This is a genomic window from Janthinobacterium sp. SUN120 (assembly GCF_030397735.1).
In the GTDB taxonomy this organism is placed as follows: domain Bacteria; phylum Pseudomonadota; class Gammaproteobacteria; order Burkholderiales; family Burkholderiaceae_D; genus Janthinobacterium; species Janthinobacterium kumbetense.
In genome coordinates, this window is record NZ_JAPUBW010000001.1 from 2058154 (window position 1) to 2083643 (window position 25490).

The window sequence follows — 25490 nt, forward strand, 5'->3', positions numbered from 1 at the left end:
TGCGCGGTGGATCAGCCGAAGCGGCCCGTGATGTAATCCTGCGTTTCCTTGCGGGCCGGATTCATGAAGATCTGGTCCGTTTCGCCGAATTCCACCAGCTCGCCCAGGTACATATAGGCCGTGTAGTCGGAGCAGCGCGCCGCCTGCTGCATATTGTGCGTCACGATGGCGATCGTGTAATCCTGTTTCAATTCGCTGATCAGCTCTTCCACTTTCGAGGTCGAGATCGGGTCCAGCGCCGAGGTCGGCTCGTCGAGCAGCAAGACGTCCGGCTTCACGGCCACACCGCGCGCGATGCACAAACGCTGCTGCTGGCCGCCCGACAGCGACAGGCCGCTCTTGCTCAGCTTATCCTTGACTTCGCCCCACAGCGCGGCCTTTTTCAGGGCCCACTCGACGCGCTCGTCCATCTCGCCCTTCGACAGGTCTTCATACAGGCGCACGCCGAAGGCGATATTGTCGTACACGGACATGGGGAACGGCGTCGGCTTCTGGAACACCATGCCGACCTTGGCGCGCAGCATGTTGACGTCCTGGTCGGCGTCGAGCACGTTGCGGCCGCGGTACAGGATCGAGCCTTCCGCGCGCTGGCCCGGATACAGGTCATACATGCGGTTCAAGGTGCGCAGCAGGGTCGACTTGCCGCAACCGGACGGGCCGATGAAGGCCGTGACCTTTTTCTCGTGGATGTCCAGGTTGACGTTATGCAAGCTTTGCGTTTTGCCGTAAAAAAAGTTCAGGCCCGAAATCTCGATGGTTTTTTTCTTTGGTGCCAGGTCTTGTGCTGGATTCATTTGCGTATTCATTTGGGTTCGCTTCGCTCGATATCTGTTTAATTAGGGACTTTTTGGCTGAACACGGTGCGCGACAGGATATTTAAGGCCAGCACGCTGAAGGTGATCAGCAGTGCGCCGCCCCAGGCCAGCGAGCGCCAGTTGTCGTACGGGCTCATCGCAAACGATGCGATGACGGACGGCAAGTTGGCCATCGGCGCATTCATGTTGAAGCTTTGGAACTGGTTATTCAGAGCCGTGAACAGCAGCGGTGCCGTTTCGCCGGCGATGCGGGCCAATGCCAGCAGTACGCCGGTGATGACGCCAGCCTTGACGGCGCGCAAGCGTACCAGGGTAGCGACCTTCCAGCGCGGCGCGCCCAGGGCAAACGCGGCTTCCAGCAGGCTGTTCGGCACCAGGCGCAGCATATTGTCCGTCGTGCGCACCACCACCGGCACGGCGATCAGCGACAGGGCGATGGCGCCCGCATAACCGGAGAAATGCTTGACGTGGGCCACGTACAGCGCATACACGAACAGGCCGATGACGATCGATGGGGCCGACAGCATGATGTCCGTCACGAAGCGCGTCACTTGCGCCAGCTTGTTTTCTTCGCCGTATTCGGCCAGGTAGATGCCGGCCAGGATGCCGATCGGGGTGCTGACGACCGTTGCCAGGCCCACCATCAGGGCGCTGCCGACGATGGCATTGATCAGGCCGCCGCCTTCGCTGCCGGGAGCCGGCGTCGTTTGCGTGAACAGGTCGACGGACAGGGCGCCAAAGCCCTTGATCACCAGGGTGAACAGGATCCACACGAGCACGGCCAGGCCCAGGGCCATGGCGGCCACCGACAGGGCGATGCCGACGCGGTGCATCAGCAGGCGCTTGCGGTAGACGGGGTTCATGGCCGGCTTGGCCGGAACGTCGAGAGTGCTTACTTGGCTCATTTCGTGCCTTCCTTGCGGGACATGCCAGCCAGCATCAGCTTGGCGGCGGATAAGACGATAAAGGTGATGACAAACAGGATCAGTGCCAGCGAGAACAGCGAGGATACGTGCAGCGCCGATTGCGCTTCGCCGAATTCGTTTGCCAGCAAGGAGGTGATGCTGTTACCGGCAGCAAACAGCGACCACGACAGCTTGTTCGCGTTACCGATCACAAAGGTGACGGCCATGGTCTCGCCCAGCGCGCGGCCCAGGCCCAGCATGACGCCGCCGACGACGCCGGTTTTGGTGTAAGGCAAGACAATCTTGCGCACCACTTCCCAGCGCGTGCAGCCCAGGCCGTATGCGGATTCCTTCAGCACGGCAGGAACGATCTCGAACACGTCGCGCATCACGGAAGCGATGAAGGGGATGATCATGATGGCCAGCACCAGGCCGGCCGTCAGCAGGCCGATGCCCATCATGGGGCCGCTGAACAGCTGGCCGATGACGGGGACGTTGCCCAGGGTGGCTTTCAGCAGCGGCTGGACGTGGTCGGCAAACAGGGGCGCGAAGACAAACAGGCCCCAGATGCCGTAGATGATCGATGGCACGCCGGCCAGCAGCTCGACAGCCGTGCCCAGCGGGCGACGCAGCCAGGCCGGGCAGATTTCCGTGAGGAACAGGGCGATGCCGAAGCTGACGGGAAAGGCGATCAGCAAGGCGATGATCGACGTCACCAGGGTGCCGATGATGGGGATCAGGGCGCCGTACTGGTCATTGACGGGATCCCACTCGGCCGAAACGATGAAGTGCAGGCCGAAGGTCTGGAAGGCCGGTATCGATTCCATGATCAGCGAAATGATGATGCCGACCAGGACGACCAGCACCGACAGGGCGAACAGCATCGTCACCTTGTGGAACAGGAAATCCTGGATGCGCTGCTTGCGCATGGTCGATAGCATTTGCGCGTGACTGATGGAATCGGTCATGGTGCCGCCTGGCATGGGGATCGTGGAGGAGGTAGATTGTGCGCTCATATTGTGCCAGATGTGGGTGGTACTGCCGGTGTCGCTATTTTGAACTCTTGTTTTATTGTTGCTTCTTTAGCCAGGACCGTCTGCAAGGGCTTGCGGGCGGTCCTGGCTAACTCCCTGCCCCGCCGTGCTGCTGGCGGGGACAAGGATCGGTACTTATCTGGTCAAGCTATCGAATTAGTAGATGGCTTTGCCCGATGCGTCTTTCAGGTTGGCTTTCCACGATTCCTGCACCAGTTTCACGACCGATGCCGGCATTGGCACGTAGTCCAGTTCGACGGCAGCAGGGCCGCCGTTTTTGTAGGCCCAGTCGAAGAATTTCAGGACTTCTTTAGCTTTGCCTGCATCAGCCTGGACTTTGTGCATCAGGATGAACGACACGCCCGTGATAGGCCAGCTGTTCTTGCCAGCCTGGTCGGTCAGAACCACGCCGAAGCCTGGGGTTTGCGTCCAAGGTGCCGAAGCAGCTGCTGCCTTGAAGTTTTCGTCGTCAGGCTGCAGGAAGTTGCCGTCCTTGTTTTGCAGCTGGGTGTGCGACATATTGTTTTTCTTGGCGTAAGCCCACTCGACGTAGCCGATCGAACCCTTGATACGCTGCACGTTGGCGGCGACGCCTTCGTTACCCTTGCCGCCCACGCCCACGGCCCATTTCACAGCCGAGCCAGCACCGATTTTCGATTTGAATTCCGGGTTGGTTTTCGACAGGAAGTCGGTGAACAGGAACGAGGTGCCAGAACCGTCGGCGCGGTGCACCACGGTGATTTCCGTGTCCGGCAGCTTGACGCCCGTGTTCAGGGCGGCGATTTCCGGCGCGCTCCATTTGGTGATCTTGCCCAGGTAGATATCGGCAACGACCTTGCCCGTCATCTTCAGCTGGCCTGGCTTGACGCCGTCCAGGTTGACGATGGTGACCACGCCGCCCATGATGGCCGGGAACTGCATCAGGCCCGCTTCTTCCAGCTCTTCTGCCTTCAAAGGCATGTCCGAGGCGCCGAATTCAACAGTCTTGGCCTTGATTTGCTTGATGCCAGCGCCGGAACCGACGGACTGGTAGTTCAGGCCGTTGCCGGTGTTGGCTTTGTACGTCTCAGCCCATTTGGCGTAGATAGGGTACGGGAAGGTTGCGCCAGCACCTGTCATATCTGCCGCCATGACGGAAGCGGAAGAAAATGCCATCGCTGCCGAAGCACCCACGACGATAAATTTGAACATTTGCTTCATTTGCATATCAAGTCCTCAGGGTTGTTAGGGCTCAAAGTCCCGGTTGAATGCTGCGCAGTCTAGCAAGCGAATATGACAGCTTTATGACATGGGTAAAAAATCCTGAAATAATTGGCTACGCCCCGAGAATACCCCTTTTCGGCATGAAAAATGACAGGCCGGGCGACGCTTTATGACAGCTTATGTCACGCTTACGTCATATTTCATGATTACACTCACAGCGCGTCATACATGATGAAATACGGCTAGAATTAACTATCTGCAAAGACAAAAGAATATGAAACCTGAACTGCACACGGAAGTGACCAAATCGGGCATCCTGCTTGACCGCGAGCTGTCGCAACTGACTTTCAACCGGCGCGTGATGGCCCAGGCGGAAGATCCGAACATTCCGCTGCTCGAGCGCCTGCGCTACCTGTGCATCGTCAGCAGTAATATGGATGAGTTTTTCGAGGTGCGCGTGGCCAGCCTGCTGGCGGCCGGCAGCATCGGCGGTTCGCTGGCCGGCCACCCTGCCCTGGCGGCCAACCTGGAGCGCATCGGCAAGGAGTGCCACGCGCTGGTGGAACGCCAGTACGAGATATTAAATAACGACGTCTTGCCGGCCCTGCGCGAAGCGGGCGTGCATCTGCTGCGCGACAGCGACCGCAACGAGGCGCAGCGCGCGTGGGTGAAGGAATATTTCGACCGCGAAGTGCGTCCCCTGCTGACGCCGATCGGCCTCGACCCGGCCCACCCGTTCCCGCAAGTCGTCAACAAGAGTCTCAATTTCATCGTCTCGCTGAGCGGCAAGGATGCGTTCGGCCGCGGCACGGCGATCGCCATCGTCAAGGCGCCCCGCGTCTTGCCACGCGTCATCAAGCTGCCGGACGAGATTTCCGGCGACGGCGTGTCCTTCTGTTTATTATCCTCCGTCATCCATGCGCATATCTCGGACTTGTTCGCCGGACGCGAGGTGATTGCCTATTCGCAATTCCGGGTCACGCGCGACAGCGACCTGTGGGTGGACGAGGATGAAGTCAAGAATCTGCGCCAGGCCCTGAAGGGCGAGCTGGTCGGTCGCCAGTTCGGCACCTCCGTGCGCCTGGAAGTGGCGCGCAATTGTCCGCCAGAATTGTCGCAGTTCCTGCTCGACCAGTTTAATCTGGATCAAAGCCGTTTGTACCGCGTCAACGGCCCCGTGAATCTGGTGCGCCTGTCAGAAATGATCGACCACGTCAAGCAGCCCGAGCTGCGCTTCCCGCCGTTCTTCCCCGGTCTCGCGCACAAAGCCATCGGCAACGACATCTTTGCCGCCCTGACCAAGCACGACATCCTGCTGCACCACCCCTACCAGTCGTTCCAGACGGTGATCGACTTCATCCGCAGCGCCGCCTACGACCCATCCGTCGTCGCCATCAAGCAGACGATTTACCGCACGGGCATGAACTCGGACCTGATGGAGTCGCTCATTACGGCGGCGAAGATGGGCAAGGAAGTGACCGTCATCGTGGAATTGATGGCGCGTTTCGACGAAGAAGCCAATATCAACTGGGCCGACAAGCTCGAGCAAGCCGGCGCGCAAGTCGTGTACGGCGTCGTGGGATTGAAAACCCATGCCAAGGTGGCGCTCGTCATCCGCCGCGAAGAAGGTTCCTTGCGCTTCTACGCCCACTTGGGTACCGGCAACTACCATCCCACGACAACCAAGCTGTACACGGACTTCGGCTTGCTGACGGCCAACCAGGACCTGGCCGTGGAAGTCAATGAAGTCTTCATCCACCTGACCAGCCTGACCAAGCCGCACAACCTGAACCATTTGTGGCTGGCGCCGTTCGGCCTGCAAAGCGAGATCATCAAGGCTATCCGCAACGAGGCGAAGATCGCCCGTTCGGGCCGGCGCGGGCGCATCATCGTGAAAGTCAACGCGCTGGTGGATGAATCCGTGATCCGCGCCCTGTATGCGGCCTCGACCGATGGCGTGAAGATCGACCTGATCGTGCGCGGCGCCTGCACTCTGAAGCCGGGCGTGCCTGGCCTGTCGGAAAACATCAAGGTGCGCTCCGTGATCGGCCGTTTCCTCGAACATAGCCGCATTTACTATTTCCGCAACGACCTGGCGCACGATGTCTACCTGGCCAGCGCCGACTGGATGAGCCGCAACCTGTTCCGCAGGGTGGAAGTGGCCTTCCCCGTGCTGGACCGGGCGCTGAAGCGGCGCGTGATCGCCGAGGGCCTGAATCCGTATTTGAAGGATAATACCAATGCATGGGAACTGGAGCCGACGGGCCATTACGCGCGCCGCAAGCCGCGCGGCAAGCAAACGCCGTTCAGTGCCCAGCAGTATTTGATGCACTCACTGGGCACGCCGGGCGCGGAGGTCGGCGAATAGGCAATTCTACACAGAGGAGCACAGCATGGATCTCATCTTGTGGCGACACGCAGAAGCCGAGCCGGGCGTCCCCGACCTCGAACGCGCCCTGACCGTCAAAGGCCAGAAACAGGCGCGCCGCATGGGGGAATGGCTGGCCTCGCAACTACCGGAAAATTGCCGTATCCTCGTCAGCCCCGCCCTGCGCACCCTGCAAACGGCGGAAGCGCTGGGGCGCAAGTTCAAGCTGATGCCGGAACTGGCGCCCGGCGCCGAGGCGGAAGATATCCTGAAAGCGGCCAACTGGCCCGGCGGCAAGGAAACTGTGCTCATCGTCGGCCACCAGCCCACCCTGGGCCAGGCCGCCGCCCTGCTATTGACGGGAGAAGAGCAGGAATGGGAACTGCGCAAGGCCAGCGCGTGGTGGTTCTCGCAGCGCGAACCAGGCGACCCGATCAGTGTTTATCTGAAAGCCGTGATGGCGCACGATCTGGTGGTGAAATAAAGGTGCTCGAGCAGGGAACTGCGCAAGGCCAGCGCAAGGATGGACGGGTTCTCGCAGCGCGCACCAGGCGCCCCCATCAGTGTATATCTGAAGGCCGTGATGGCCCATGATCTGGTGGTGAAATAGAGAAAATGCACAAAAAGTGCGCTGGGACAAATACTAGCAGGAATTACAACTCGGCGGCCTTGTAAAGCGCTGCCGATCTGCTAGAGTTTAATTGCATCAACTACGTGTTGGAGCGCTGCTCTGGCACATTGAGCAACCCAGCGGACAGCCGTCCAACGGCGGCTGAAAGACCATGTTAACCTTCGTCGTTTTTCTCTTCATCGCCATCTTCGCCGCCATCATCGGCTTCGTCGCCTTTGAACTGATCGAAGAAATGCGCGGCAGTCACCACAAGCTGATGGATCGCTACCACGAGTAGTGTTCGCCTCGGCAATATCGCATGGCGCCAGCGACGGCCTACAGGCCCGTCCCTCGCGCCATCCTTGTATCTCCCCACAAAACTTACTGCGCGTCGCGATTTGCAATCTGCGATGCTCACTGCCTCGGCGGCCCCGTGCACAGCACAGTTCCGCTTCTCGATCACAACTCCCTTCCGCTCGCTACAGTTTTGTAGGGAGCTAGTACTTTACACTCCCGTCTTGAACTTCGTATAGATACGCGTCATCAAGCGGCGGATATCGGCCGTGGTCGCTTCCGGTGCGGCCATGCGCTGCTTGTCGGCGTCCGACAGGAAGATGGCCTTGTTTTCACCGATGTCCTTGCGCACATATTTGATGCTGGCCGGATTCGGATTCGCGTAAAACACCTTGTTGCTCAGGCTGGCATGCACTTGCGGGCGCAAAATGTAGTTGATGAACAGGTGCGCGTTGGTCGGATGGGGCGCGTCGGCGGGGATGGACATGGTATCGAACATCAGGGCGGCCGTCTTCGGCACCAGCACCTGGATCACATTGCCGTTTTTCGCATCGATGGCGCGCTGGCGCGCGATATTGATGTCGCCCGACCAGCCCAGCGCGACACAGACGGAACCGTTGGCCATGTCGTTGATGTAGCCGGATGAGCTGAACAGGGTCACGTAGGGACGGATCGCCTGCAGCACCTTGCCCGCTTCCTGGTAATCGGCAGCCGCTTTCGAGTACGCGGGCTTGCCCAGGTATTGCAGGGCGGCCGGCAGCACTTCCGACGGCGAGTCGAGGAAGGACACGCCGCACGATTTCAGCTTCGCCGCGTATTTCGGGTCGAAGATCAAGTCCCAGGCGTTGTCAGGCATGGGCATGCCGCCCAGCGCGGCCTTGACCTTGTTGACATTGATGCCCACCGTCGTGTAACCCCACAGCCAGTCGACCAGGTAATCGTTGTTCGGGTCGATCTTCGACAGCTTGGCCTGCAGGTTCTGGTCCAGGTTGCCCAGATTCGTCAGCTTGCTCTTGTCGAGCTTGCGCAACAGGCCCGCATCGATCTGCAGGCGCGCCCACTGGGCCGTCGGCACGACGATGTCGTAGCCGGACTTGCCCGCCACCAGTTTCGCATTGAGGATTTCGTTATTGTCGAAAACGTCGTAGCGTACCTTGATGCCCGTTTCCTTTTCAAAATTCTTGATCGTATCGTCACCGATATAGTCCGACCAGTTATAGATGTTCAGAACCTTTTCTTCCTGAGCCTGAGCTTGGCCAGGCAAGGCCAGTACGGCCGCCGCCAAGGTCAGTCCCACTCCAATGCGCCGCCCTGCTTGCCATGTGTTTGCCATCGTACCGCCTCCGGAATTAGTCAGAAAATAGTGCCGATCATAACAAGAAGGGCGGCATCAGGTCTAGCCTGATACCGCCCTGCTTTCACTGCCGGGGTCAGACCCCAAGCAACATTACACCTTGTCCAGCCCCACTTGCGCCCCCGTAAACACGAGGTTGCCGTTCTGGGCGTCGATGCGGATTTCGTCTTTCGGGCCAAACTTGCCTTCCAGAATCAGCTTCGACAGCGGATTTTCGATCTGCTGCTGGATCGCCCGCTTCAGCGGACGGGCGCCATACACCGGGTCGTAGCCCGCTTCGGCGATCTGCTGCAAGGCCGCGTCCGTCAAGCTCAGCGCCATGTCCATGCGCGCCAGGCGTTCTTCGAGGATCTTCAGCTGGATCTTCGCGATCGCGCCGATGTTTTTCTCGTCGAGGCCGTGGAACACGACGATTTCGTCGATACGGTTGACGAACTCGGGACGGAAGTGCGAGCGTACCTCGGCCATCACGGCCAGCTTCACGACACCGGGATCATCGCTTTCCATGGCCTGGATTTTATGCGAACCCAGGTTCGAGGTCATGATGATGACGGTATTCTTGAAGTCCACCGTGCGGCCCTGGCCATCCGTCATGCGTCCATCGTCGAGCACTTGCAGCAGCACGTTGAAGACGTCGGCATGCGCCTTTTCCACTTCGTCGAGCAGGATCACGCTGTACGGCTTGCGGCGCACGGCTTCCGTCAGGTAGCCGCCCTCGTCGTAGCCCACGTAGCCCGGCGGCGCGCCGATCAGACGGGCCACGGAATGCTTCTCCATGAACTCGCTCATATCGATGCGGATCATCGATTCTTCCGTATCGAACAGGAAGGTCGCCAGCGCCTTGCTCAACTCGGTCTTGCCCACGCCCGTCGGTCCCAGGAACATGAAGGAACCATAGGGACGGTTCGGGTCGGAGAGGCCGGCGCGCGAGCGGCGGATGGCGTCAGCCACGGCCGTGATCGCTTCATCCTGGCCCACGACGCGCTCGTGCAGCTTCTCTTCGATGTGCAGCAGCTTGTCGCGTTCGCCCTGCATCATGCGCGACACGGGGATACCCGTCGCGCGCGACACCACTTCGGCGATTTCCTCGGCGCCCACTTCCGTGCGCAGCAGCTTCGGCTGGTCGGGATCGATTTTCGGGATGCCGCTGTCAGCCTGCTTGAGCTGGGCTTCCAGCTGCGGCAGCTTGCCGTATTGCAATTCCGACACTTTCTGCCAGTTGCTCTCGCGCGTGGCCTGCTCCATCTGCAGCTTGACGTGCTCGATCTCTTCCTTGATGTGCGTGCTGCCCTGCACCACGGCTTTTTCCGCCTTCAGGATTTCCTCGAAGTCATTGTATTCGCGCTGCAGCTTGACGATCTCTTCCTCGATCAAGGCCAGGCGGCGCAACGACGCTTCGTCCTTTTCCTTCTTGACGGCTTCGCGCTCGATCTTGAGCTGGATCAAACGGCGTTCCAGCTTGTCCATCACTTCCGGCTTGGAATCGATCTCGATCTTGATCTTCGCCGCCGCTTCATCGATCAGGTCGATCGCCTTGTCGGGCAGGAAACGGTCCGTGATATAGCGGTGCGACAGCTCGGCGGCGGCGATGATGGCCGCGTCCGTGATTTCCACCTTGTGGTGCAGCGCATATTTATCCTGCAAGCCGCGCAGGATGGCGATCGTCGCCTCCACGGTCGGTTCGTCGACGAGCACTTTCTGGAAGCGGCGTTCCAGCGCGGCATCCTTCTCGATGTACTTGCGGTACTCGTCGAGGGTGGTCGCGCCCACGCAATGCAGCTCGCCGCGCGCCAGCGCCGGTTTCAGCATATTGCCGGCATCCATCGCGCCTTCGGCCTTGCCCGCGCCCACCATGGTGTGCATTTCATCGATGAAGACGATGGTTTGCCCTTCATCCATGGCCAGTTCCTTCAGCACGGATTTCAGGCGCTCCTCGAATTCGCCACGGAACTTCGCGCCAGCCAGCAAGGCGGCCATGTCCAGCGACAGTACGCGCTTGCCTTTCAGCGATTCCGGCACTTCGCCGTTGACGATGCGCTGCGCCAGGCCTTCGACGATGGCCGTCTTGCCCACGCCCGGTTCGCCGATCAGCACGGGGTTGTTCTTGCTGCGGCGCTGCAGGATCTGGATGGTGCGGCGAATTTCATCGTCGCGGCCGATCACAGGGTCGAGCTTGCCCTTGCGCGCCCGCTCCGTCAGGTCCAGCGTGTATTTTTTCAAGGCTTCGCGCTGGCCTTCGGCCTCTTGCGAATCAACCTTGTTGCCGCCGCGCACAGCCTCGATGGCCGCTTCCAGCGCCTTGCGGGTCAGGCCGTTTTCGCGCGCCAGCTTGCCGCAGTCGGATTTGTCGTCCGTCATGGCCAGCAAGACCATTTCGCTGGACACGAACTGGTCGCCCGCCTTCTGCGATTCCTTGTCGGCCAGGTTCAGCAGAGCCACGAATTCGCGGCTGACCTGCACGTCGCCTCCCGTGCCCGACACCTTCGGCAAGCGTTCGATGGATGCGCCCAGGGCCTTGGACAGGCCGCCCACGTTGACGCCGGCCCGCTGCAAGAGCGAACGGGCGCCGCCGTCGTCCTGGTTCAACAGGGCCGTCAGCAGGTGGACTGGTTCGATATAGGGATTGTCGTTGCCCACGGCCAAGCTTTGCGCATCGGCCAGGGCTTCCTGTAATTTGGTAGTGAGTTTGTCTTGTCGCATGAAAAGCGCTCCCGGTTAATTAGTTGTTAACCAAATTGGGGTGAGGCAGTACTTTTCAAGCATACACAAAGCAGAAAACCGCTGCATTTGGGCAAATGCTAGCGTGCGCGGCAGATACGATTCAAATGGTGCTTGCTTTTGTCGCCCATTTGTCCAGCGCCGTCTCGTCGCTGTCGCGCGCATCGACCCAGCGCGCCCCTTCGGGCGTGTCTTCCTTCTTCCAGAACGGCGCTTCCGTCTTCAGGTAGTCGATAATGAACTCGCAGGCGGCAAAGGCCTCGCCCCGGTGGGCGGACGAGACGGCCACCAGCACGATCTGTTCCTGCGGCAGCAGCGGCCCCACGCGGTGGATCACCAGCGCGCCCGACAGGGGCCAGCGCGCGCGCGCCTGCTCGACGATGGCTACAATGGACTTTTCCGTCATGCCCGGATAATGCTCGAGCTCCATGGCGGCCACGTCCAGCCCCTCGTTCATGTCGCGCACCGTGCCGACAAAGCCGACGACGGCGCCCACCTTGGGGTTGCCTGCACGCAATTGTGCGATTTCTTGACTCAAGTCAAAATCAGCTTGCTGGACGCGGACGCTGGTACTCATTTGGCATGCCCTCCGATACGGCGCAGCAAGGTTTCGATGCGGCTGGCCGTGCGCGCATCGGTGGCGGCGGCAATCGCGCACAGCTGCATCAGCTGCGACACTTGCGTGAGCGGCTTCTGGCCCGATTTCAGCGACGATTGCAGCACTTCCACCTGCATTTTCAGGCGGTCGCGGGCAAATTCGGCGCCGCTGTCGACGCCGGCGACGATTTCCAGGCGCAAGACTTCTTCGAGCAAGCGGGCCTCGTTGGCCTGCAATTGCTGCACGTAGGCGGCAGCGCCCTCGCCCAGCGCGGCCTGGGCAGCGGCAAAGCGCTGCAGCAGGCTGCGTTCATATTGCGTGTCGAGCGGCGGCAAGGCGCTCCAGCGCTCGCTCCACGCTGACGCGTCGGCATCGGCGCCGCCCTCGGCCAGCGACGCTTCCAGCGATTGCACCAGGCGCAGCTTGTCGCGCAAGGCGTTGGCCTGGGCCGCGCCGGCCCGTTCGGCGATGGCGTCCGCTTGCGCCTGCACGCCGGCGACGGCCGCGTGGTAGCGCTGCTCGATCTTCGCTTCGCTGGCGCGCGGCACGGGGCCCGTGGCGTTCCAGGCGGCGCGCGTGTCGCGCAGCAAGTGATGGATGAAGGCCGTGCGGGACTTGTCGTCGCCCTCGGGCACGACGGCCGTTTCCAGCGCGGCGCACAGCGCTTCGCGCGCATGCAGGTGTTCGCGGCGCTCGTGGTCGGCCGCGTGGGCCGTTTCCTTGCGCTTGGCGAAGATATCGTCGCAGGCGGCACGGAAACGCTGCCACAGCGCCTGTTCCGCGCGGCGTTCCAGCGGCAGGGCTTTCGCCAGTTCCTGCCATTTATCCTGCAAGGCTTTCAGCATGTCGACCGTGTTGCGCTCCGATGGCTTGAGCAAGCCCACTTCGACGATCAATTGTTCGCGGCGCGCCGTCTCGATCTGGCGCTGGGTGTCCAGCGGCTTCGACAGGGCGTCCAGCGCGGCGCCGAATTCCGTATCCAGGCGTTTCTTTTCCTTGCGGTCGATGGTGCCCAGGCGCGTCCAGGCCTGGCGCAGGCGCTGCGAGGCGGAGGCGACATGTTTCCAGTCGGTACTTTCTTCGGCAGCCAGGGCCGCCGTTTCCGCGATCAGTTCCTGGGCCTTGGCCGCATTGCCGTGGCGCTCTTCGGCCAATTGCTTGAAATGCTGGGCCGCCGGCGCATACGCGAGGCTGCAGGCAGCGTCGAAACGTTCCCACAGGGATTTCGGCGCCGGGCCGGACAAGGTATCGAGCGACTTCCAGCGCTCGCGCAGGCTGCCCACTTTCTTGGCCAGCTCGGCCATTGGGAGTTCCTGCGCCGGCAATTCCTCGCCCGCCTTGACCAATTCCTCGCGCGACACGTTGCCGCCCCAGCGCGCCCAGTCGGCCAGGCGCTTGAATTCTCCGCGCACATGGGCCAGGCGGTCCGCTTGCGCAGGCGTCAAACGGCCGTGTTTGCTATCGCGCAAGGTCTTGTCATGCTCGGAAGCCACGTGCAGCAAGCCATCCTGCAAGGCCGCTTCCATGGCGTCGAGCACCTTGAAGAACTGTTCCGTCGCTTCCTTCGACACGGGCGCGTGTTCCGCGCGCGGCTTGCGCGGCGCCGGGTCCGCATGGGCTGGTGCGGCCTCTGGCGTTGCCGCCTGCACGGGCGCCGGCGCGCTGGCCAGCACGGCCGCAAATTGCTGCTGCAAGCTGTCGGACAAAGGCGACTCGGGCAGGCGCGGCAGGGCTTGCCATGCGCGCTTCAGGGTATCCACGTCGAGCGTGGCGGCGTCCTGCGCCTGCCATTCGGCCAGCGCGGCCTGGCGCGCGTCGAACACGGCCTGGTGTTGCTGCAGGGCTTGCAAGGCGGACTGCGCCTGCTCGCGTGCCTGGGCGAAGTCGCTTTCCAGGTGTTTCGGCAAGGAGCCGCGCTCGGGCGATTGCGCATGCTGCGCATGTTCCCCGTCCAGGCGGGCCAGCGCCTGCGCCAGCTCGCCGGCGGACTGGCCATTGCTGGCCAGCGCGCGCGCAGCGGCGACGGCGTCGATCACGGCGCGCTGCAACACCACTTGCGCTTCCAGGCGGGCGGCCAGGGCGGCGCGCGCGGCAGCAAAGGCGGTCGCCAGTTCCGGCGTGGCCTTGATGACTTGCCATTGGCGGTCCAGTTCGGCTACCTGATTCGGGCTGAGCTTTTCATCATTCAACAGGCGCTGGGCCGTGTCGATGCTGGCCTGGGCGCGTTGCGTCTCGGCAGCCTGATGACGGATCAGGTCGATACGGCCCTGCATCAGCTTGGCCACGCGGCGGTCCGTGTTGCGCATGGCGTGGTGGACTTTTTCCAGCAGGGGCAAGGCGTGGACGTGTTCGGCCGCGATCAGACGGGCATCGGCAAATTCGCTGGACACGATGAATTCAAAGGCGGCAGCCTCGTCGCCAGCCACGGCATGGGCACGCGCCACCTGTTCGGCGCGGCGCGATGCGCTCTGCGCCGAGGCGGCGGCCTGTTCTGCCACGACAGGGTCGGGTACGGCAGTCTTGCTGGCAGAACGCTTGAAGAGAAATTCGAACATGACGGGTTTCGCGTGGATCAAAACCACCATCATAACAAAGCCCGGGGTATTGCATCGGACAGGACTGAACAAGTTATCAAATGAATAAAGCGAATCTTTTCCGAATCTTTCCCGAATCTTTTCCCTGGATTTTTGCCCTATGACGGTGTGCCGGCCGCCCTCGCGAAAACGCCTCCGGCAGACACTGCCTGACGGGGTGTGCGCTCGCTACCCGTTCAAGCCTGCGCACGCAGCGGCTGTGCCGGCGCGGGCGGCGCGGACGCGGCGCCATCCGCCAGCGTTTCAGCGCCGCCGGCTGCAGGCAAGGGCGCCGGCAAAGGCGCTGGCAAAACAAAAGGCAGCACCTGCGCCTTGCCACGGCGCGCTTCCTGCGCGCGCGCATCGTGGGCGAGGAACTGGTAGGCGATGGCAAACCACGCTTCGCCGACGATGACCTTGCGCGCCAGCGCGAACAGTTCGCGCTCTTCCTTTTCCAGGCGCTGCAGCAAGGCCGCGCAAAAGGCATCGATGGCGGCGCACAGCTGCTCGGCCTGTAATTCGGAATGGTCGATGGCGGCACCCGCGCGCTGCTGCACGACATTGATGCTTTCCAGCGCCGCGTGGTTCAAGCCGTTCAACTCGTCCAGCAAGCCGTCCACATGGGGCGCGGCCTGGCGGATGGCGGGAATCAGGTACATCTCCACCTTGCGCCAATAGCTCCCCTGGTACAACCGGTTCAGCCAGTCGCCCGTGTACTGCAGTTGCGCCAAACTGAGCCTGCTTTGCTGGCGCAATTGCACCTGCATGTATTTCTGAAAAGCCAACAAGCTCATGCGGATGCTGGCCTGTTCCACCGACAGGGAAACCAATATATATGTTGCAGTAAGCATGCACTCACTCCCGAAAACGCGCTGGATATGTCATCCTGGAAGTGAAAGTGTAAAGACTACCGACAGGGGCCGGTTTGATCCTGCACAAACCCGCGGCTGGCCAGCCGCGCTTTCTTTTACGGCGCGCGCAAGCCGATATGCAAGTTGACGACGCCCGGCTCTTCCGACGGCGTGACTTCGCCGCCAAAGCTTTTCACCAGCCGCTGCATGCCCTTGTTGCGCGCCATCGCCTCGCCCACCAGCGCTTCCGTGCCCCGGCTGCGGAAATAGTCGACCAGCTTCTCGAACAGGATGTGTCCCAGTCCCTTGCCTTTCAGGGCCGAGCGCACGGCGATGGCGAAATCGGCGTGGATATTGTCCGGATCGGCCACGGCGCGCACCACGCCCAGGGTTTCCGGCTTGCCGTCCGGGCCCGTGTGCGTGGCGATGAAGGCCATGGCGCGGTCGTAATCGATCTGCGTCAGGCGCGCCAGCTGCGACACGGGCAGCTCGCGCATGGACGTGAAGAAGCGCAGGCGCACGTCGTCCGGGTCCAGCGCGTGGAACAGGTCCATGTGCTGCGGCGCGTCCTCGGGGCGGATGGGGCGCAGCAGGATGGATTGATCCATCCACGTCACCTGCTCTTCCAGCTCCTGCGGATACGGGCGGATGGCCAGGCGGTCGCGCTTCTGGCCCGGCTGCAGGCGGATGCGCGCGTCGAGGGCGATCACGCCATCCGCATCGGCCACCAGGGGGTTGATGTCGAGTTCGGCCAGCTCGCCGATGTCGGCCACCAGTTCGGCCACTTGGATCAGGGTGTAGCAGATGGCGTCGATGTCGGCCGGCGGCTGGTTGCGGTAGCCGGCCAGCAGCTTCGACACGCGCGTGCGCGCCAGCATGTCGCGCGCCAGCACCATGTTCAGGGGCGGCAGGCCGATGGCGTGATCGGCCGTCACTTCCACGGCGATGCCGCCCTGCCCCACCAATATCACGGGGCCGAAGGCGGCGTCCGTCGTCACGCCGACGATCAATTCATGCGATTGCGGCCGGCGCGCCATCTGCTGCACGGTAAAACCGTCGATCAGCGCGTCGGGACGCATGCGGCGCACGCGCTTGAGCATGGCGGCGGCGGCCGTGCGCAGGATGTCGGGCGTATCGAGGTCGAGCGCCACGCCGCCCACGTCGGATTTGTGGGCGATGTCGGGCGAGTGGATTTTCAACGCGACGGGATAGCCGATGTCGGCAGCCACGGCCAGCGCCTCTTCCACGTCGGCCGCCATGCGCGTGGTAGCGACGGGAATGCCGTAGGCGGCCAGGATTTCCTTCGAACGGCATTCGCCCAGCACCGTCTGGCCGGCCGCCAGCGCGGCGGCGACGATTTCGCGCACCCTGGCGCGGCGCGGCGTGGCCGACATGGGCAGCTGCGCTGGCACCTGCATCAGGGTTTCCTGGTTGCGCCGGTACTGCACGATCTGCATGAAGCCATGTACGGCCTTTTCCGGCGTGTCGTAGGTGGGAATGCCGGCCCGGTTGAAGACCTGGCGCGCAGGCGCCACGGTGGTGCCGCCCAGCAGGCACGACAGCACCGTGCGCGAGGTGGCCTTGATCAGCGGCGTGACGGCTTCGGCGATGTCGATCGACGAGACCATGGCCGTGGGCGCGTGCAGCAGCAGCAAGGCGTCCGCCTGCGGCTCGTCGAGCAGCGGCTTGATGGCGTCGGCATAGCGCTGCACGGCCGCGTCGCCGGGCAAGCCCACGGGATTGTCGTGCGACCAGCCCCGTGGCAGCGCCTTTTCCAGCGCGATGACGGTGTCCGGCGACAGGTCGGCCAGCTTGCCGCCGCTGCCCACCAGCGCGTCGGTGGCCATCACGCCCAGGCCGCCGCCATTGCACAGGATCGCCAGGCGCTCGCCGCGCTGCGAGCGGATATGCGTGAGGGTTTCCACGGCGTCGAACAATTCCTCGGCCGAATACACGCGCAGCATGCCGGCGCGGCGGATGGCCGCATCGTACACGGCGTCGGAACCGGCCAGCGCGCCCGTATGCCAGGCCGCCATGGCCGCGCCTTCCGCCTCGCGTCCCGCCTTCAGGACGATGACGGGCTTGCTGCGCGCGGCCGCGCGCGCCGCCGACATGAATTTGCGCGCCGCCTGGATGTCTTCCATGTACAGCAGGATGGCGGCCGTGTCGACGTCGCCGGCCAGGTAGTCGAGCAAGTCGCCGAAATCGATATCGTAGCTGGCGCCCAGCGAAATGAACTTGGAAAAGCCCACGCCATGCGCGTTGGCCCAGTCGAGCACGCCCGACACCAGCGCGCCCGACTGCGACACGAAGGCGATCTTGCCGCTGGTCGCGCCTACATGGGCGAAGCTGGCGTTCAAGCCCAGTTTCGGCACCAGCAAGCCCATGCTGTTGGGGCCGAGGATGCGCAGCAGATGCGGTTTGGCCGCCTTCAGCATGGCCAGGCGCAGCGACTGCTCGCGCACGGGGTCGAGGCCGGACGTCATGACGATGACCGCGCGCGTGCCCAACGCACCCAGTTCGCGGATCAGGGCCGTGATGGTGGCGGGCGGCGTGCAGATGATGGCCAGGTCCGGCGCCTTGGGCAAGTGCGCCAGCTTGCGGTAGCATTTCAGGCCCATCAGCTCGTCGTACTTGGGATTGACGGGCCAAATGTCTCCCTGGTAGCCGCCACCGAGCAGGTTGTACAGGGCGATGGCGCCCAGCTTGCGTTCGCGCGCCGTGGCGCCGATCAGGGCCACCGAGGCCGGCTTGAACAGCTTGTCGAGATTACGGATACTCATGTTCTGGCCTCATGGATTGCCGGAGCGGGATTGCCGGAGCGGCTACGCGCCAGTGTAAGGGATGCGTTGCCAAAAAAATTTGACCTTGCGCTGCATTTCACGAAAAATCCGCGCGCCCCTACCAGCGCGAGCGGTGGCTTTCCGTCACCCCGGCCAGCTGCGCCACGATGCGCTTGGGAGAGTCCGCGCTGGTGCGCACCCAGCCGCTGAAGGTGCCGATGGGCTGGATGTAGCGGCTGGCGGCGATCCACAGATTCTTATCCTCGCGGCGCGCGCCCTCGGGCTTGAAGTGCAGGTCCAGCAAATCGTCGTCCGTCCACACATGCCACGGCGCCAGCGGGTTGTCGGGATTGAAGTCGAAATGCGCGCGGCCCAGCGGATACAGCTGGCCATCGAGCCACAGCGCGTTTTCATGCGCGCCGAAATAGCCGGCCTGCAGGTTGAAGCCCAGGTCCAGGCTGTGCGCCGAGGCCCAGCGCCATTCCGTTTCGCGCGCCAGCAAGCCATTCGAATAATCGAAGCTGGCCACGCCGTCGTCCAAGCTGTAGCCCATGGCGCCGCAGCGCACGGTGCCCCACAGGGGCAAGCCGCCCGACTTTTGCGTCGCATGCACGCTGCCGCCCTCGCCCACGGGCCCCACGGCCAGCAAGGTGGGCGCCACGGGCGGGCCGAATTCCGCGTCGATGCCGAAATGGCCGCAATCGAGCCGCAAACGGTAGCGCTGCTGGGGCTGGGCCTCGATGGAGATCACTTGCGAGAGGAAGCGGAAACGGCTGCTGGCGCCCGCATGCGGCGCCACCGTGGCGCTCAAACCCGGCACGCCATCCTGCGAAAAACTGGCCACGATCTTGCCCTTGTGGCGGTCGAAGGCATACGCGAAGGCCGTGCTGGTCCAGCCCAGGTCGACGATGGCCACGCCGCAGAACAGCGTGGGTGTGGACAGGGCCACATAATGCCAGCGCTTGTGGTGGAACAGGCGCCAGAGGGCGCCGCGCGCGTGAGGCGGCGCCAGCGCGGCCCAGTCGAAGGCGTTCAATTGCCCCGTGTAGCGGCCAAAGCAGGGAATTCCATCGGCGTCGAGCAGCTGGGGAGGAGCCGGCGGCAGCATCATGCGGCCCGCCTTGCGGCAGCGCCGCCGTCGAGCAGGGCCTGGGCCAGCAGCGCGCCGAAGGCTGCCGGCTGCGTCTGCGCAATATCAATATCCGGGCAGGCATGCCAGAGCGCCAGGCGCTGCACGGCGCCGGCCACGTCCTGCACCAGGCGGGCACTGAGGCGCACGCCGTCTTCCAGCGCCAGCGACTTGATCTCGAAGCGCCCCTGCGCGCGGTGCGCCTTGGCGTCCAGGCGCCCCACCAGCGCGCCGCGGCGCAAGATCGGCAAGGTGAAATAGCCATAGCGGCGCTTTTCGGCCGGCGTGTAGCATTCGAGCCGGTAGTCGAAGCCGAACAATTCCAGGGCGCGGCGCCGGTCCCAGACGACGGGATCGAACGGCGACAGGATCGTCGTCAGGGTGGGCGCCAGCTTGCCGGCCGCCGCGTCGCGCAACAAGTCCCCATGCTCGGCATGCACGTACACGGCATCACTCCAGCCATCGACCGTGCAGCGCAGCAGCGCGCCCTCGTCCACCAGCGCCTGCAGATCGCGCGCCAGGCTGGCGCGCGGTTGCCTGGTGCGGAAGTAATCGCTGATCCAGCTGGCCCGCGCCAGCCCCAGCGCCTTCACGCTGGCCAGCAGCAGGCGGCGGCGCACCTGCTCCTCGGACGGCAGCAAGCCGTCGTGCCAGCCCGGCAGCACGCGTTCGGCCAGGTCGTAATAGCGCTGGAAATTGTGGCGCTTGGCGATCATCAGCACGCCCGACGTAAACAGCACTTCGAGCGAGCGCTTTTCCGGCTTCCAGCTCCACCAGCCGCCCGCCTGGCCATCCGTGCGCTCGAAGTCGGCCGAACGCGCGGCGCCGTTGGCGCGGATATGTTCCAGCACCGAAGCGACGGCCTCGCCCTGCTCCGCCATCCATTTGACGGAGTACTTCCAGCCCATGGCAGCCGGGTCCAGCATGCGGTGGCGGTACAGGCCATAGTCTTCGATGGGCACGAAGCAAGCCTCGTGCGCCCAGTACTCGAACAGCGCACCCTCGGCCAGCAGCTGCTCCAGCCACGGCTGCGGATAGTCGCCCAGGCGGCTCCACAGCACCAGGTAGGGGCTGCGCGCCACCACGTGGATGGTGTCGATCTGCAGCACGCCCATCTGCCGCACGGCGGCCAGCACGTCGGCCTTCACGGCTTTCTTGCGCCGCGCCTGCAGCAAGCCCTGCGCGGCCAGGTGCAGCGCGCGCGCGGCGGCCAGCGATAAAGCGGGGGGATCGAAAAGAATGGGCTGGTGTGGGCTGTGCATAACAGAAAGATACCGCATTCTGCACACGCCTTGTGCGTTTTATCGCTATCGGATCGCGCCCGCTACGTTGCGGGAAACACGACCGTCACCGCCAGCCCCCGGCCCTGCAGTCCGGCGCCGAGGATGATCTGCGCGCCATGCCGCTCGGCGATGCGGCGCACGATGGACAGGCCCAGCCCGCTGCCGGGAACCTGGCTGCCGCCCAGGCGCACGAAGCGCTCGAACACGCGCGCGTGCCATTGCTCGGCGATGCCCGGCCCCGTATCGGCCACGCACAGGTAGCTGCGCCCCGCCTCCACGCCGCAGCGGATCTCGATGGCGCCCGGCGCCGGGGTATAGCGCAGCGCATTGTCGACCAGGTTGCGCAGCAACACCTGCAGGCTGTCCGCATGCAGCGCGCAGGGCGCCGGCGCCACGTTGACCGCCAGCGACAACTGGTACGGCGCGGCCAGCGCCTGCCACTGCGCCCCCTGCGCTGCCAGCAGCTGCGCCAGGTCGCCCGGCGCCAGCGCCGTCTCTGCCTGCGACTGCGGATCGAGCTGCGCCAGCGCCAGCAACTGGTTGACGAGGCGCGTGGCGCGCTCCACGCTGGCGCCCAGGGCGGCGATGAATTCCTCGCGTTCGTCCGCGCTGCGGGCCCGCTGCAGCACTTGCAGATTGGTCTTGATGGCGGCCAGCGGCGTGCGCAGCTCGTGCGCCGCATCGGCCGTAAAGCGCTGTTCGTTGTCGCGGCTGTGCCGCACCCTGCCGAACAGGCGGTTAATTTCCAGCAGCAACGGATGCAGCTCCGAGGGCGCGCCGTGCACATGCACGTCCGTCAGTTCATCGGGCGTGCGCGCCGACACTTCGTCGGCGGACGCCTGCAGCACGCGAAACACGCGGTGGATGCTCCACCAGATGGCGATGGTGGCCAGCGCCACGAGCAGCAGGCCGAACAGCGCGATGCGGTAAAAGAAACCGCGGCTGATGTCGTCGCGGTGGCTGGTCGGTTCGGCCACCAGCAGCTGCAGGCTGCGCTGCGGGTTCCACAGCGAAAACAGACGCCAGCGCTGGCCGCCGATGCTGGTCCACGACAGGCCGTCCGGCGCGCTGCGCGACAGGGCGATGTCGGACGCCGCGTCGTTGCGGTACAGGACGCGCTGCTGCGCGTCGCGCACCTTGAACAGCAAATACTGGTGGGGATTCGGATGGCCGCGCAGCGGCAGGTCGATGGGCCCCGTCAAGCCATGCTCGCGCGCATCCTTTTCCACCAGCGACAGCAGCAAATGGCCCGTCTCGATCAGCGACTGGTCGAACAATTCCTGGCTTTCGCGGCGCGCTTCCACGTACACGATGGCGGCGCTGCCCACCCACAGGGCCAGGGTCAGGCCCAGCAGCACGGCCAGCAGGGTGCGCCGCAGCGACCAGCTTTTCACGCCGCCGCCAGCCGTTAAGAATCTCTTAAGAACTTCTGCGCAAGATCCGGAGCGAAATATTTTTTGGGAAGCCATGCCTGCAATTGTAAATGATTCTTATTGCCTTCATGATTCCCATTACCCAAACAATACAGACCAATAATTCATTCACCCTCAGGAGTTTGCATGTCCAACAGCCCCCGCCGCGCGCACCTGCCGCGTCCCACCACCCTGGCCCTGGCCTTGGCCGCCCTGTCCTGCCTGCCGGCCCACGCCCAGACGGGCACGCCTGCCAGCATGCCGGAAGTGGTGGTTTCCGCCTCCGGTTTCGAGCAGGATATCAAGCAGGCGCCCGCCTCGATCACCGTGCTGACGCGTGAAGAACTGTCGAAGGAACGCTTCGGCAACCTGACGCAGGCGCTGGAAAGCGTGGAAGGCATCGACGTGGGCGCGGCGGGCGACAAGACGGGCGGCATGAACATCAGCATCCGCGGCATGCCCAGCGACTACACCCTGGTGCTGATCGACGGACGCCGCCAGAACGCGGCCGGCAATGTCACGCCGAACGGCTTCGGCGGTACGCAGACGAGCTTCATGCCGCCGCTGGCCGCCATCGAGCGCATCGAGATCATCCGCGGCCCCATGTCGACCCTGTACGGCTCGGACGCCATGGGCGGCGTGATCAACATCATCACGCGCAAGGTGGGCAAGCAGTGGATGGGTTCCATCTCGGCCGACTACACCCTGCAGGAAGAGTCCGATTTCGGCGACGTGAAAAGCGGCCGCTTCTACCTGAGCGGCCCTCTCGCCACCGACCTGCTGGGCCTGTCCCTGCGCGGCAGCAAGCAGCGCCGCGATGCGGCCAACATCCGCTACAACGACGCGGCCGGTGCGGAAAATGTGCCGAACATGGGCGCCAATCCCGTGCGCGCGGACATCGAGAACTTTGGCGCGCGCCTGGCGTTCACACCCAACCGTTTCCATACCGTCATCCTCGACGCGGATGCGGGCCGCCAGACCTACGACAATTCGAAGAAGCAACTGGGCACCTTGGGCTTGCAGGGCGGCTACGGTCCCGAGCAGAAATACAACCGCGACCAGTGGACGCTGTCGCATACGGGCCGCTTCGGCTTCGGCACCCTGGACAGCAGCTACATGGTGAACAAGACGGAAACCCTGGGCCGCACGATTCCGCCAGGCACGCCCGGCGCCGTCGCCGGCAGCGCGCGCACCCTGGAAGTGGAAAGCCAGGTGTTCGACACCAAATTGGTCATGCCGTTGGGCAAACACATGGCCACCGTCGGCGCGCAATGGTGGAAAGCGGAAATGACGGATGGCGTGGCGCCAAAGAAATTCGAATTCACGCAAAAAGCCCTGTTCCTGGAAGACGAATGGCAGGTGCTGGAGAATGTCGCGCTGACCTTCGGCGCCCGTTATGACGATCACAGCATCTTCGGCGGCCAGACCAGCCCCCGCGCATATGCCGTGTGGAACGCGACGCCAAGCTGGACCGTCAAGGGCGGCGTCAGCAAGGGCTACAAGACGCCGCGCGTGGAACAATTGTCGCCAGGAATCAACGGTTTCGGCGGCCAGGGCACGATTCCCCTCGTCGGCAGCCCGAACCTGAAGCCGGAAACGAGCACGACGACGGAAATCGGCGCGTATTTCGACAACCTGGCCGGCTGGACCGCCAGCGGCTCCCTGTTCAACAATCAATTCAAGGACAAGATCACGACGGGCACGGGCCTCGTCAACTGCGATTACCGTCCGTCGCCAAACCGTCCCGGCTGCGTCAGCTTCGGCAACTGGCCCAACGTCGATGCGTTCGGCCAGTCGGTCAACGTGGATGAGGCCGTCACGCGCGGCGTCGAGCTGAATACGCGCTTCCCGCTGGGCAAGAGCCTGTCGGCCAGCGCCAACTACACGTACACGGAAAGCGAACAGAAGAGTGGCAGCAACGCGGGCAAGCCCCTGAGCGACACGCCCAAGCACGCCGTCAACGCACGCCTGAGCTGGGATATCTCGCGCGAATGGAACGGCTGGCTGCGCGCCGAGTACCGCAGCGAGCGCTTCCGCGATCCGGGCACCTCCGCTTCCACGCGCGCCGCCAAGGCCGCGCTGGGCGACTACAAGGGCTACACCATGTTGCACCTGGGCAGCAGCTACCAGCTGAACAAGCGCGTCACCCTGAACGCGGCCGTGTACAACCTGCTCAACAAGGACTTCGTCGACTACCAGCCTTACCGCGCGCCGACGTTGACGTACGCCAACCGCTATGTCAACAGCCTGGACGGCCGCCGTCTGTGGCTGTCGGCCACCGTCGATTTCTGATGCGCTAATCCAGCCGCATCATCGATGCCAACGGGCTGCCTCAGGGTAGCCCGTTTTTTCATCAGGCCGCTTGCGCTTTATCAATGCAATAACCGATCGCATGCACGGTGCGTATCAAGTCACGCCCCAGCTTCTTGCGCAGGTGGTGGATATGCACTTGCACGGCATTGCTTTCCACTTCATCGCCCCAGCTGTACAGGTTTTTCTCCAGCTGTTCCCGGCTCAGCACCCGGCCGCCGTGTTCCAGCAGCAATTGCAGGATGCGAAACTCCTTCATCGTGAGCATCACGGGCAATCCCCCTTGCGTCACCTGCCGGTCGGCGATATCGAGCACCAGGTCGCCGTGCACGAGGTGCTCGCGCAGGCGGCCCGCGGCGCGCCGGCAGGCGCTGCGGATGCGCGCGGCCAGTTCGTCGAGGTCGAACGGTTTCACGATGAAGTCGTCGGCGCCCGCGTCGAGCCCGGCGATGCGCTCGCCCACCTGGTCGCGCGCCGTGACGACCAGCACGGCGCCGCTGTAGCCATTGTCGCGCAGCACGCCCAGCGCCTGCATGCCATCCTGTCCCGGCAAGCCCAGGTCCAGCAAAATGCAGCCATAGTCGTGCAGGCGCACGGCCGTGTGCGCGTGTTCGGCGCTCGTGACCCAGTCGACGGCATGGCCGGCCTGTTCCAGGCCGATCTGCGTGGCGCGGCCCAGCTGCGGGTCGTCTTCGGTCAGCAAGATGCGCATGGGGTGGGAGGCGGACGAGCCGCTCAGTCCTTTTTCTTGATCAGGCCAGCCAGCGCGGCGAAGGGATTGTGCGTGGCGGGCGCCACCTCGGCCGACAACAGGCCGGCGCCCCGGTCCGCTTCCAGGTAGCGCGAGTGCTCATTGTCGTGGCAATACAGGCACAGCAGTTCCCAGTTGCTGCCATCGGGCGGATTGTTGTCGTGGTTGTGGTCGCGGTGGTGCACCGTCAGCTGCTGCACGTTGGCGCGCGTGAATTCGCGCATGCAGCGGCCGCAGACCCACGGGTACATCTTCAGCGAACGCTCGCGGTAGCCGCTCTCGCGCTGGTCGGCGGCGCGGCGCGCTTCAGCCACGATCTTGTCCAGTCTTGCCGCGTCGGGCTTTTTACTCTGCATGACAACTTTCGATATGGGAGGAAGAAGCATCCATTTTAATGAGGATGGGGGCGCAATTGTACTTTTTCTGCCACGGCGCCAGCCCGTGTCGCCGCCGGCGTGCTTTTTTTAGCGTGCGCGGCACCACAGCTACTTGATTTAAA

19 protein-coding genes are annotated in these 25490 nt (G+C 63.5%); 4 read left to right on the forward strand and 15 right to left on the reverse strand.

The genetic code is table 11. The features are described 5' to 3' along the window. Window positions 1-11 precede the first annotated feature (11 nt). From pstB to pstS, 4 genes are all read right to left on the reverse strand, one after another. Entirely contained in the window at window positions 12-806 is a 795-nt protein-coding gene (pstB, locus tag O0879_RS09045) for a phosphate ABC transporter ATP-binding protein PstB (RefSeq protein ID WP_029496304.1), read from the reverse strand. 26 nt (window positions 807-832) lie between these two features. Continuing rightward, entirely contained in the window at window positions 833-1720 is an 888-nt protein-coding gene (gene pstA, locus O0879_RS09050; RefSeq protein ID WP_077402151.1) for a phosphate ABC transporter permease PstA, read from the reverse strand. After that, a complete protein-coding gene (gene pstC / locus O0879_RS09055) occupies window positions 1717-2688 on the reverse strand; it encodes a phosphate ABC transporter permease subunit PstC (RefSeq protein WP_152258497.1) in 972 nt (323 codons plus the stop codon). Before pstC ends, pstA begins: the two co-directional genes overlap by 4 nt. 222 nt (window positions 2689-2910) lie before the next feature. After that, a complete protein-coding gene (gene pstS / locus O0879_RS09060; protein WP_152258496.1) occupies window positions 2911-3960 on the reverse strand; it encodes a phosphate ABC transporter substrate-binding protein PstS in 1050 nt (349 codons plus the stop codon). A gap of 271 nt (window positions 3961-4231) precedes the next feature. On the opposite strand from pstS, the gene ppk1 reads away from it, so the two are divergent. The 3 genes from ppk1 to O0879_RS09075 all read left to right on the forward strand — a co-directional run bounded on the left by ppk1 (window position 4232) and on the right by O0879_RS09075 (window position 7233). After that, window positions 4232-6325, forward strand: coding sequence for a polyphosphate kinase 1 (gene ppk1, locus O0879_RS09065; RefSeq protein ID WP_099664711.1), 2094 nt, complete (start codon window positions 4232-4234; stop codon window positions 6323-6325). Window positions 6326-6350: 25 nt separating this feature from the next. Then, window positions 6351-6809, forward strand: a complete 459-nt coding sequence (gene sixA, locus O0879_RS09070) for a phosphohistidine phosphatase SixA (protein ID WP_070254143.1) — start codon at window positions 6351-6353, stop codon at window positions 6807-6809. Window positions 6810-7107: 298 nt separating this feature from the next. Then, window positions 7108-7233, forward strand: a complete 126-nt coding sequence (locus O0879_RS09075; protein ID WP_257218666.1) for a hypothetical protein — start codon at window positions 7108-7110, stop codon at window positions 7231-7233. 207 nt (window positions 7234-7440) lie between these two features. Here O0879_RS09075 and O0879_RS09080 read toward each other — a convergent pair whose 3' ends face one another. The 9 genes from O0879_RS09080 to O0879_RS09120 form a co-directional block, all read right to left on the reverse strand. Beyond that, window positions 7441-8562 (reverse strand): polyamine ABC transporter substrate-binding protein, encoded by a 1122-nt coding sequence (locus tag O0879_RS09080; protein ID WP_289916036.1) that lies wholly within the window; start codon window positions 8560-8562, stop codon window positions 7441-7443. A 114-nt stretch (window positions 8563-8676) separates the two neighbouring features. Then, window positions 8677-11283, reverse strand: a complete 2607-nt coding sequence (clpB, locus tag O0879_RS09085; protein ID WP_289916038.1) for an ATP-dependent chaperone ClpB — start codon at window positions 11281-11283, stop codon at window positions 8677-8679. Between the two features lie 121 nt (window positions 11284-11404). Beyond that, window positions 11405-11878: a molybdopterin synthase catalytic subunit MoaE gene (gene moaE / locus O0879_RS09090; RefSeq protein WP_251351802.1), complete on the reverse strand. Its 474-nt coding sequence runs from the start codon at window positions 11876-11878 to the stop codon at window positions 11405-11407. Further along, a complete protein-coding gene (locus O0879_RS09095; protein ID WP_289916041.1) occupies window positions 11875-14487 on the reverse strand; it encodes a DUF349 domain-containing protein in 2613 nt (870 codons plus the stop codon). Before O0879_RS09095 ends, moaE begins: the two co-directional genes overlap by 4 nt. Before the next feature lie 182 nt (window positions 14488-14669). Next, entirely contained in the window at window positions 14670-15323 is a 654-nt protein-coding gene (locus O0879_RS09100) for a hypothetical protein (protein ID WP_289899117.1), read from the reverse strand. A 116-nt stretch (window positions 15324-15439) separates the two neighbouring features. Beyond that, window positions 15440-18106 carry a bifunctional acetate--CoA ligase family protein/GNAT family N-acetyltransferase gene (locus O0879_RS09105; RefSeq protein WP_289916044.1) on the reverse strand — a complete coding sequence of 889 codons (2667 nt, stop codon included), beginning with the start codon at window positions 18104-18106 and terminating at the stop codon, window positions 15440-15442. A 118-nt stretch (window positions 18107-18224) separates the two neighbouring features. Then, window positions 18225-19217, reverse strand: a complete 993-nt coding sequence (locus O0879_RS09110; RefSeq protein WP_289916046.1) for a DUF2804 domain-containing protein — start codon at window positions 19215-19217, stop codon at window positions 18225-18227. Beyond that, a complete protein-coding gene (locus O0879_RS09115) occupies window positions 19214-20497 on the reverse strand; it encodes a crosslink repair DNA glycosylase YcaQ family protein (RefSeq protein WP_289916047.1) in 1284 nt (427 codons plus the stop codon). The genes O0879_RS09110 and O0879_RS09115 overlap by 4 nt, the downstream gene beginning before the upstream one ends. A gap of 62 nt (window positions 20498-20559) precedes the next feature. Further along, window positions 20560-21912, reverse strand: a complete 1353-nt coding sequence (locus O0879_RS09120; RefSeq protein WP_289916048.1) for an ATP-binding protein — start codon at window positions 21910-21912, stop codon at window positions 20560-20562. A gap of 165 nt (window positions 21913-22077) precedes the next feature. Between O0879_RS09120 and O0879_RS09125 the strand changes: the two genes are divergently transcribed. After that, window positions 22078-24222, forward strand: a complete 2145-nt coding sequence (locus tag O0879_RS09125; RefSeq protein ID WP_289916049.1) for a TonB-dependent receptor — start codon at window positions 22078-22080, stop codon at window positions 24220-24222. Between the two features lie 61 nt (window positions 24223-24283). Here the strand turns inward: O0879_RS09125 and O0879_RS09130 are convergent, their stop codons facing one another. Together O0879_RS09130 and O0879_RS09135 are read right to left on the reverse strand one after the other, a co-directional pair. Continuing rightward, window positions 24284-24952: a response regulator gene (locus tag O0879_RS09130; protein ID WP_099664720.1), complete on the reverse strand. Its 669-nt coding sequence runs from the start codon at window positions 24950-24952 to the stop codon at window positions 24284-24286. A gap of 23 nt (window positions 24953-24975) precedes the next feature. Then, complete coding sequence (locus O0879_RS09135; RefSeq protein ID WP_034755042.1) at window positions 24976-25347, reverse strand: YajD family HNH nuclease; 372 nt, start codon at window positions 25345-25347, stop codon at window positions 24976-24978. Window positions 25348-25490: the final 143 nt, after the last annotated feature.

What these genes read in the sequence shown, in the direction of transcription:
- pstB (WP_029496304.1), bottom strand. Translation starts at nt 806, where the DNA reads ATGAATACGCAAATGAATCCAGCACAAGACCTGGCACCAAAGAAAAAA.
- pstA (WP_077402151.1), bottom strand. Translation starts at nt 1,720, where the DNA reads ATGAGCCAAGTAAGCACTCTCGACGTTCCGGCCAAGCCGGCCATGAAC.
- pstC (WP_152258497.1), bottom strand. Translation starts at nt 2,688, where the DNA reads ATGACCGATTCCATCAGTCACGCGCAAATGCTATCGACCATGCGCAAG.
- pstS (WP_152258496.1), bottom strand. Translation starts at nt 3,960, where the DNA reads ATGCAAATGAAGCAAATGTTCAAATTTATCGTCGTGGGTGCTTCGGCA.
- ppk1 (WP_099664711.1), top strand. Translation starts at nt 4,232, where the DNA reads ATGAAACCTGAACTGCACACGGAAGTGACCAAATCGGGCATCCTGCTT.
- sixA (WP_070254143.1), top strand. Translation starts at nt 6,351, where the DNA reads ATGGATCTCATCTTGTGGCGACACGCAGAAGCCGAGCCGGGCGTCCCC.
- O0879_RS09075 (WP_257218666.1), top strand. Translation starts at nt 7,108, where the DNA reads ATGTTAACCTTCGTCGTTTTTCTCTTCATCGCCATCTTCGCCGCCATC.
- O0879_RS09080 (WP_289916036.1), bottom strand. Translation starts at nt 8,562, where the DNA reads ATGGCAAACACATGGCAAGCAGGGCGGCGCATTGGAGTGGGACTGACC.
- clpB (WP_289916038.1), bottom strand. Translation starts at nt 11,283, where the DNA reads ATGCGACAAGACAAACTCACTACCAAATTACAGGAAGCCCTGGCCGAT.
- moaE (WP_251351802.1), bottom strand. Translation starts at nt 11,878, where the DNA reads ATGAGTACCAGCGTCCGCGTCCAGCAAGCTGATTTTGACTTGAGTCAA.
- O0879_RS09095 (WP_289916041.1), bottom strand. Translation starts at nt 14,487, where the DNA reads ATGATGGTGGTTTTGATCCACGCGAAACCCGTCATGTTCGAATTTCTC.
- O0879_RS09100 (WP_289899117.1), bottom strand. Translation starts at nt 15,323, where the DNA reads ATGCTTACTGCAACATATATATTGGTTTCCCTGTCGGTGGAACAGGCC.
- O0879_RS09105 (WP_289916044.1), bottom strand. Translation starts at nt 18,106, where the DNA reads ATGAGTATCCGTAATCTCGACAAGCTGTTCAAGCCGGCCTCGGTGGCC.
- O0879_RS09110 (WP_289916046.1), bottom strand. Translation starts at nt 19,217, where the DNA reads ATGATGCTGCCGCCGGCTCCTCCCCAGCTGCTCGACGCCGATGGAATT.
- O0879_RS09115 (WP_289916047.1), bottom strand. Translation starts at nt 20,497, where the DNA reads ATGCACAGCCCACACCAGCCCATTCTTTTCGATCCCCCCGCTTTATCG.
- O0879_RS09125 (WP_289916049.1), top strand. Translation starts at nt 22,078, where the DNA reads ATGTCCAACAGCCCCCGCCGCGCGCACCTGCCGCGTCCCACCACCCTG.
- O0879_RS09130 (WP_099664720.1), bottom strand. Translation starts at nt 24,952, where the DNA reads ATGCGCATCTTGCTGACCGAAGACGACCCGCAGCTGGGCCGCGCCACG.
- O0879_RS09135 (WP_034755042.1), bottom strand. Translation starts at nt 25,347, where the DNA reads ATGCAGAGTAAAAAGCCCGACGCGGCAAGACTGGACAAGATCGTGGCT.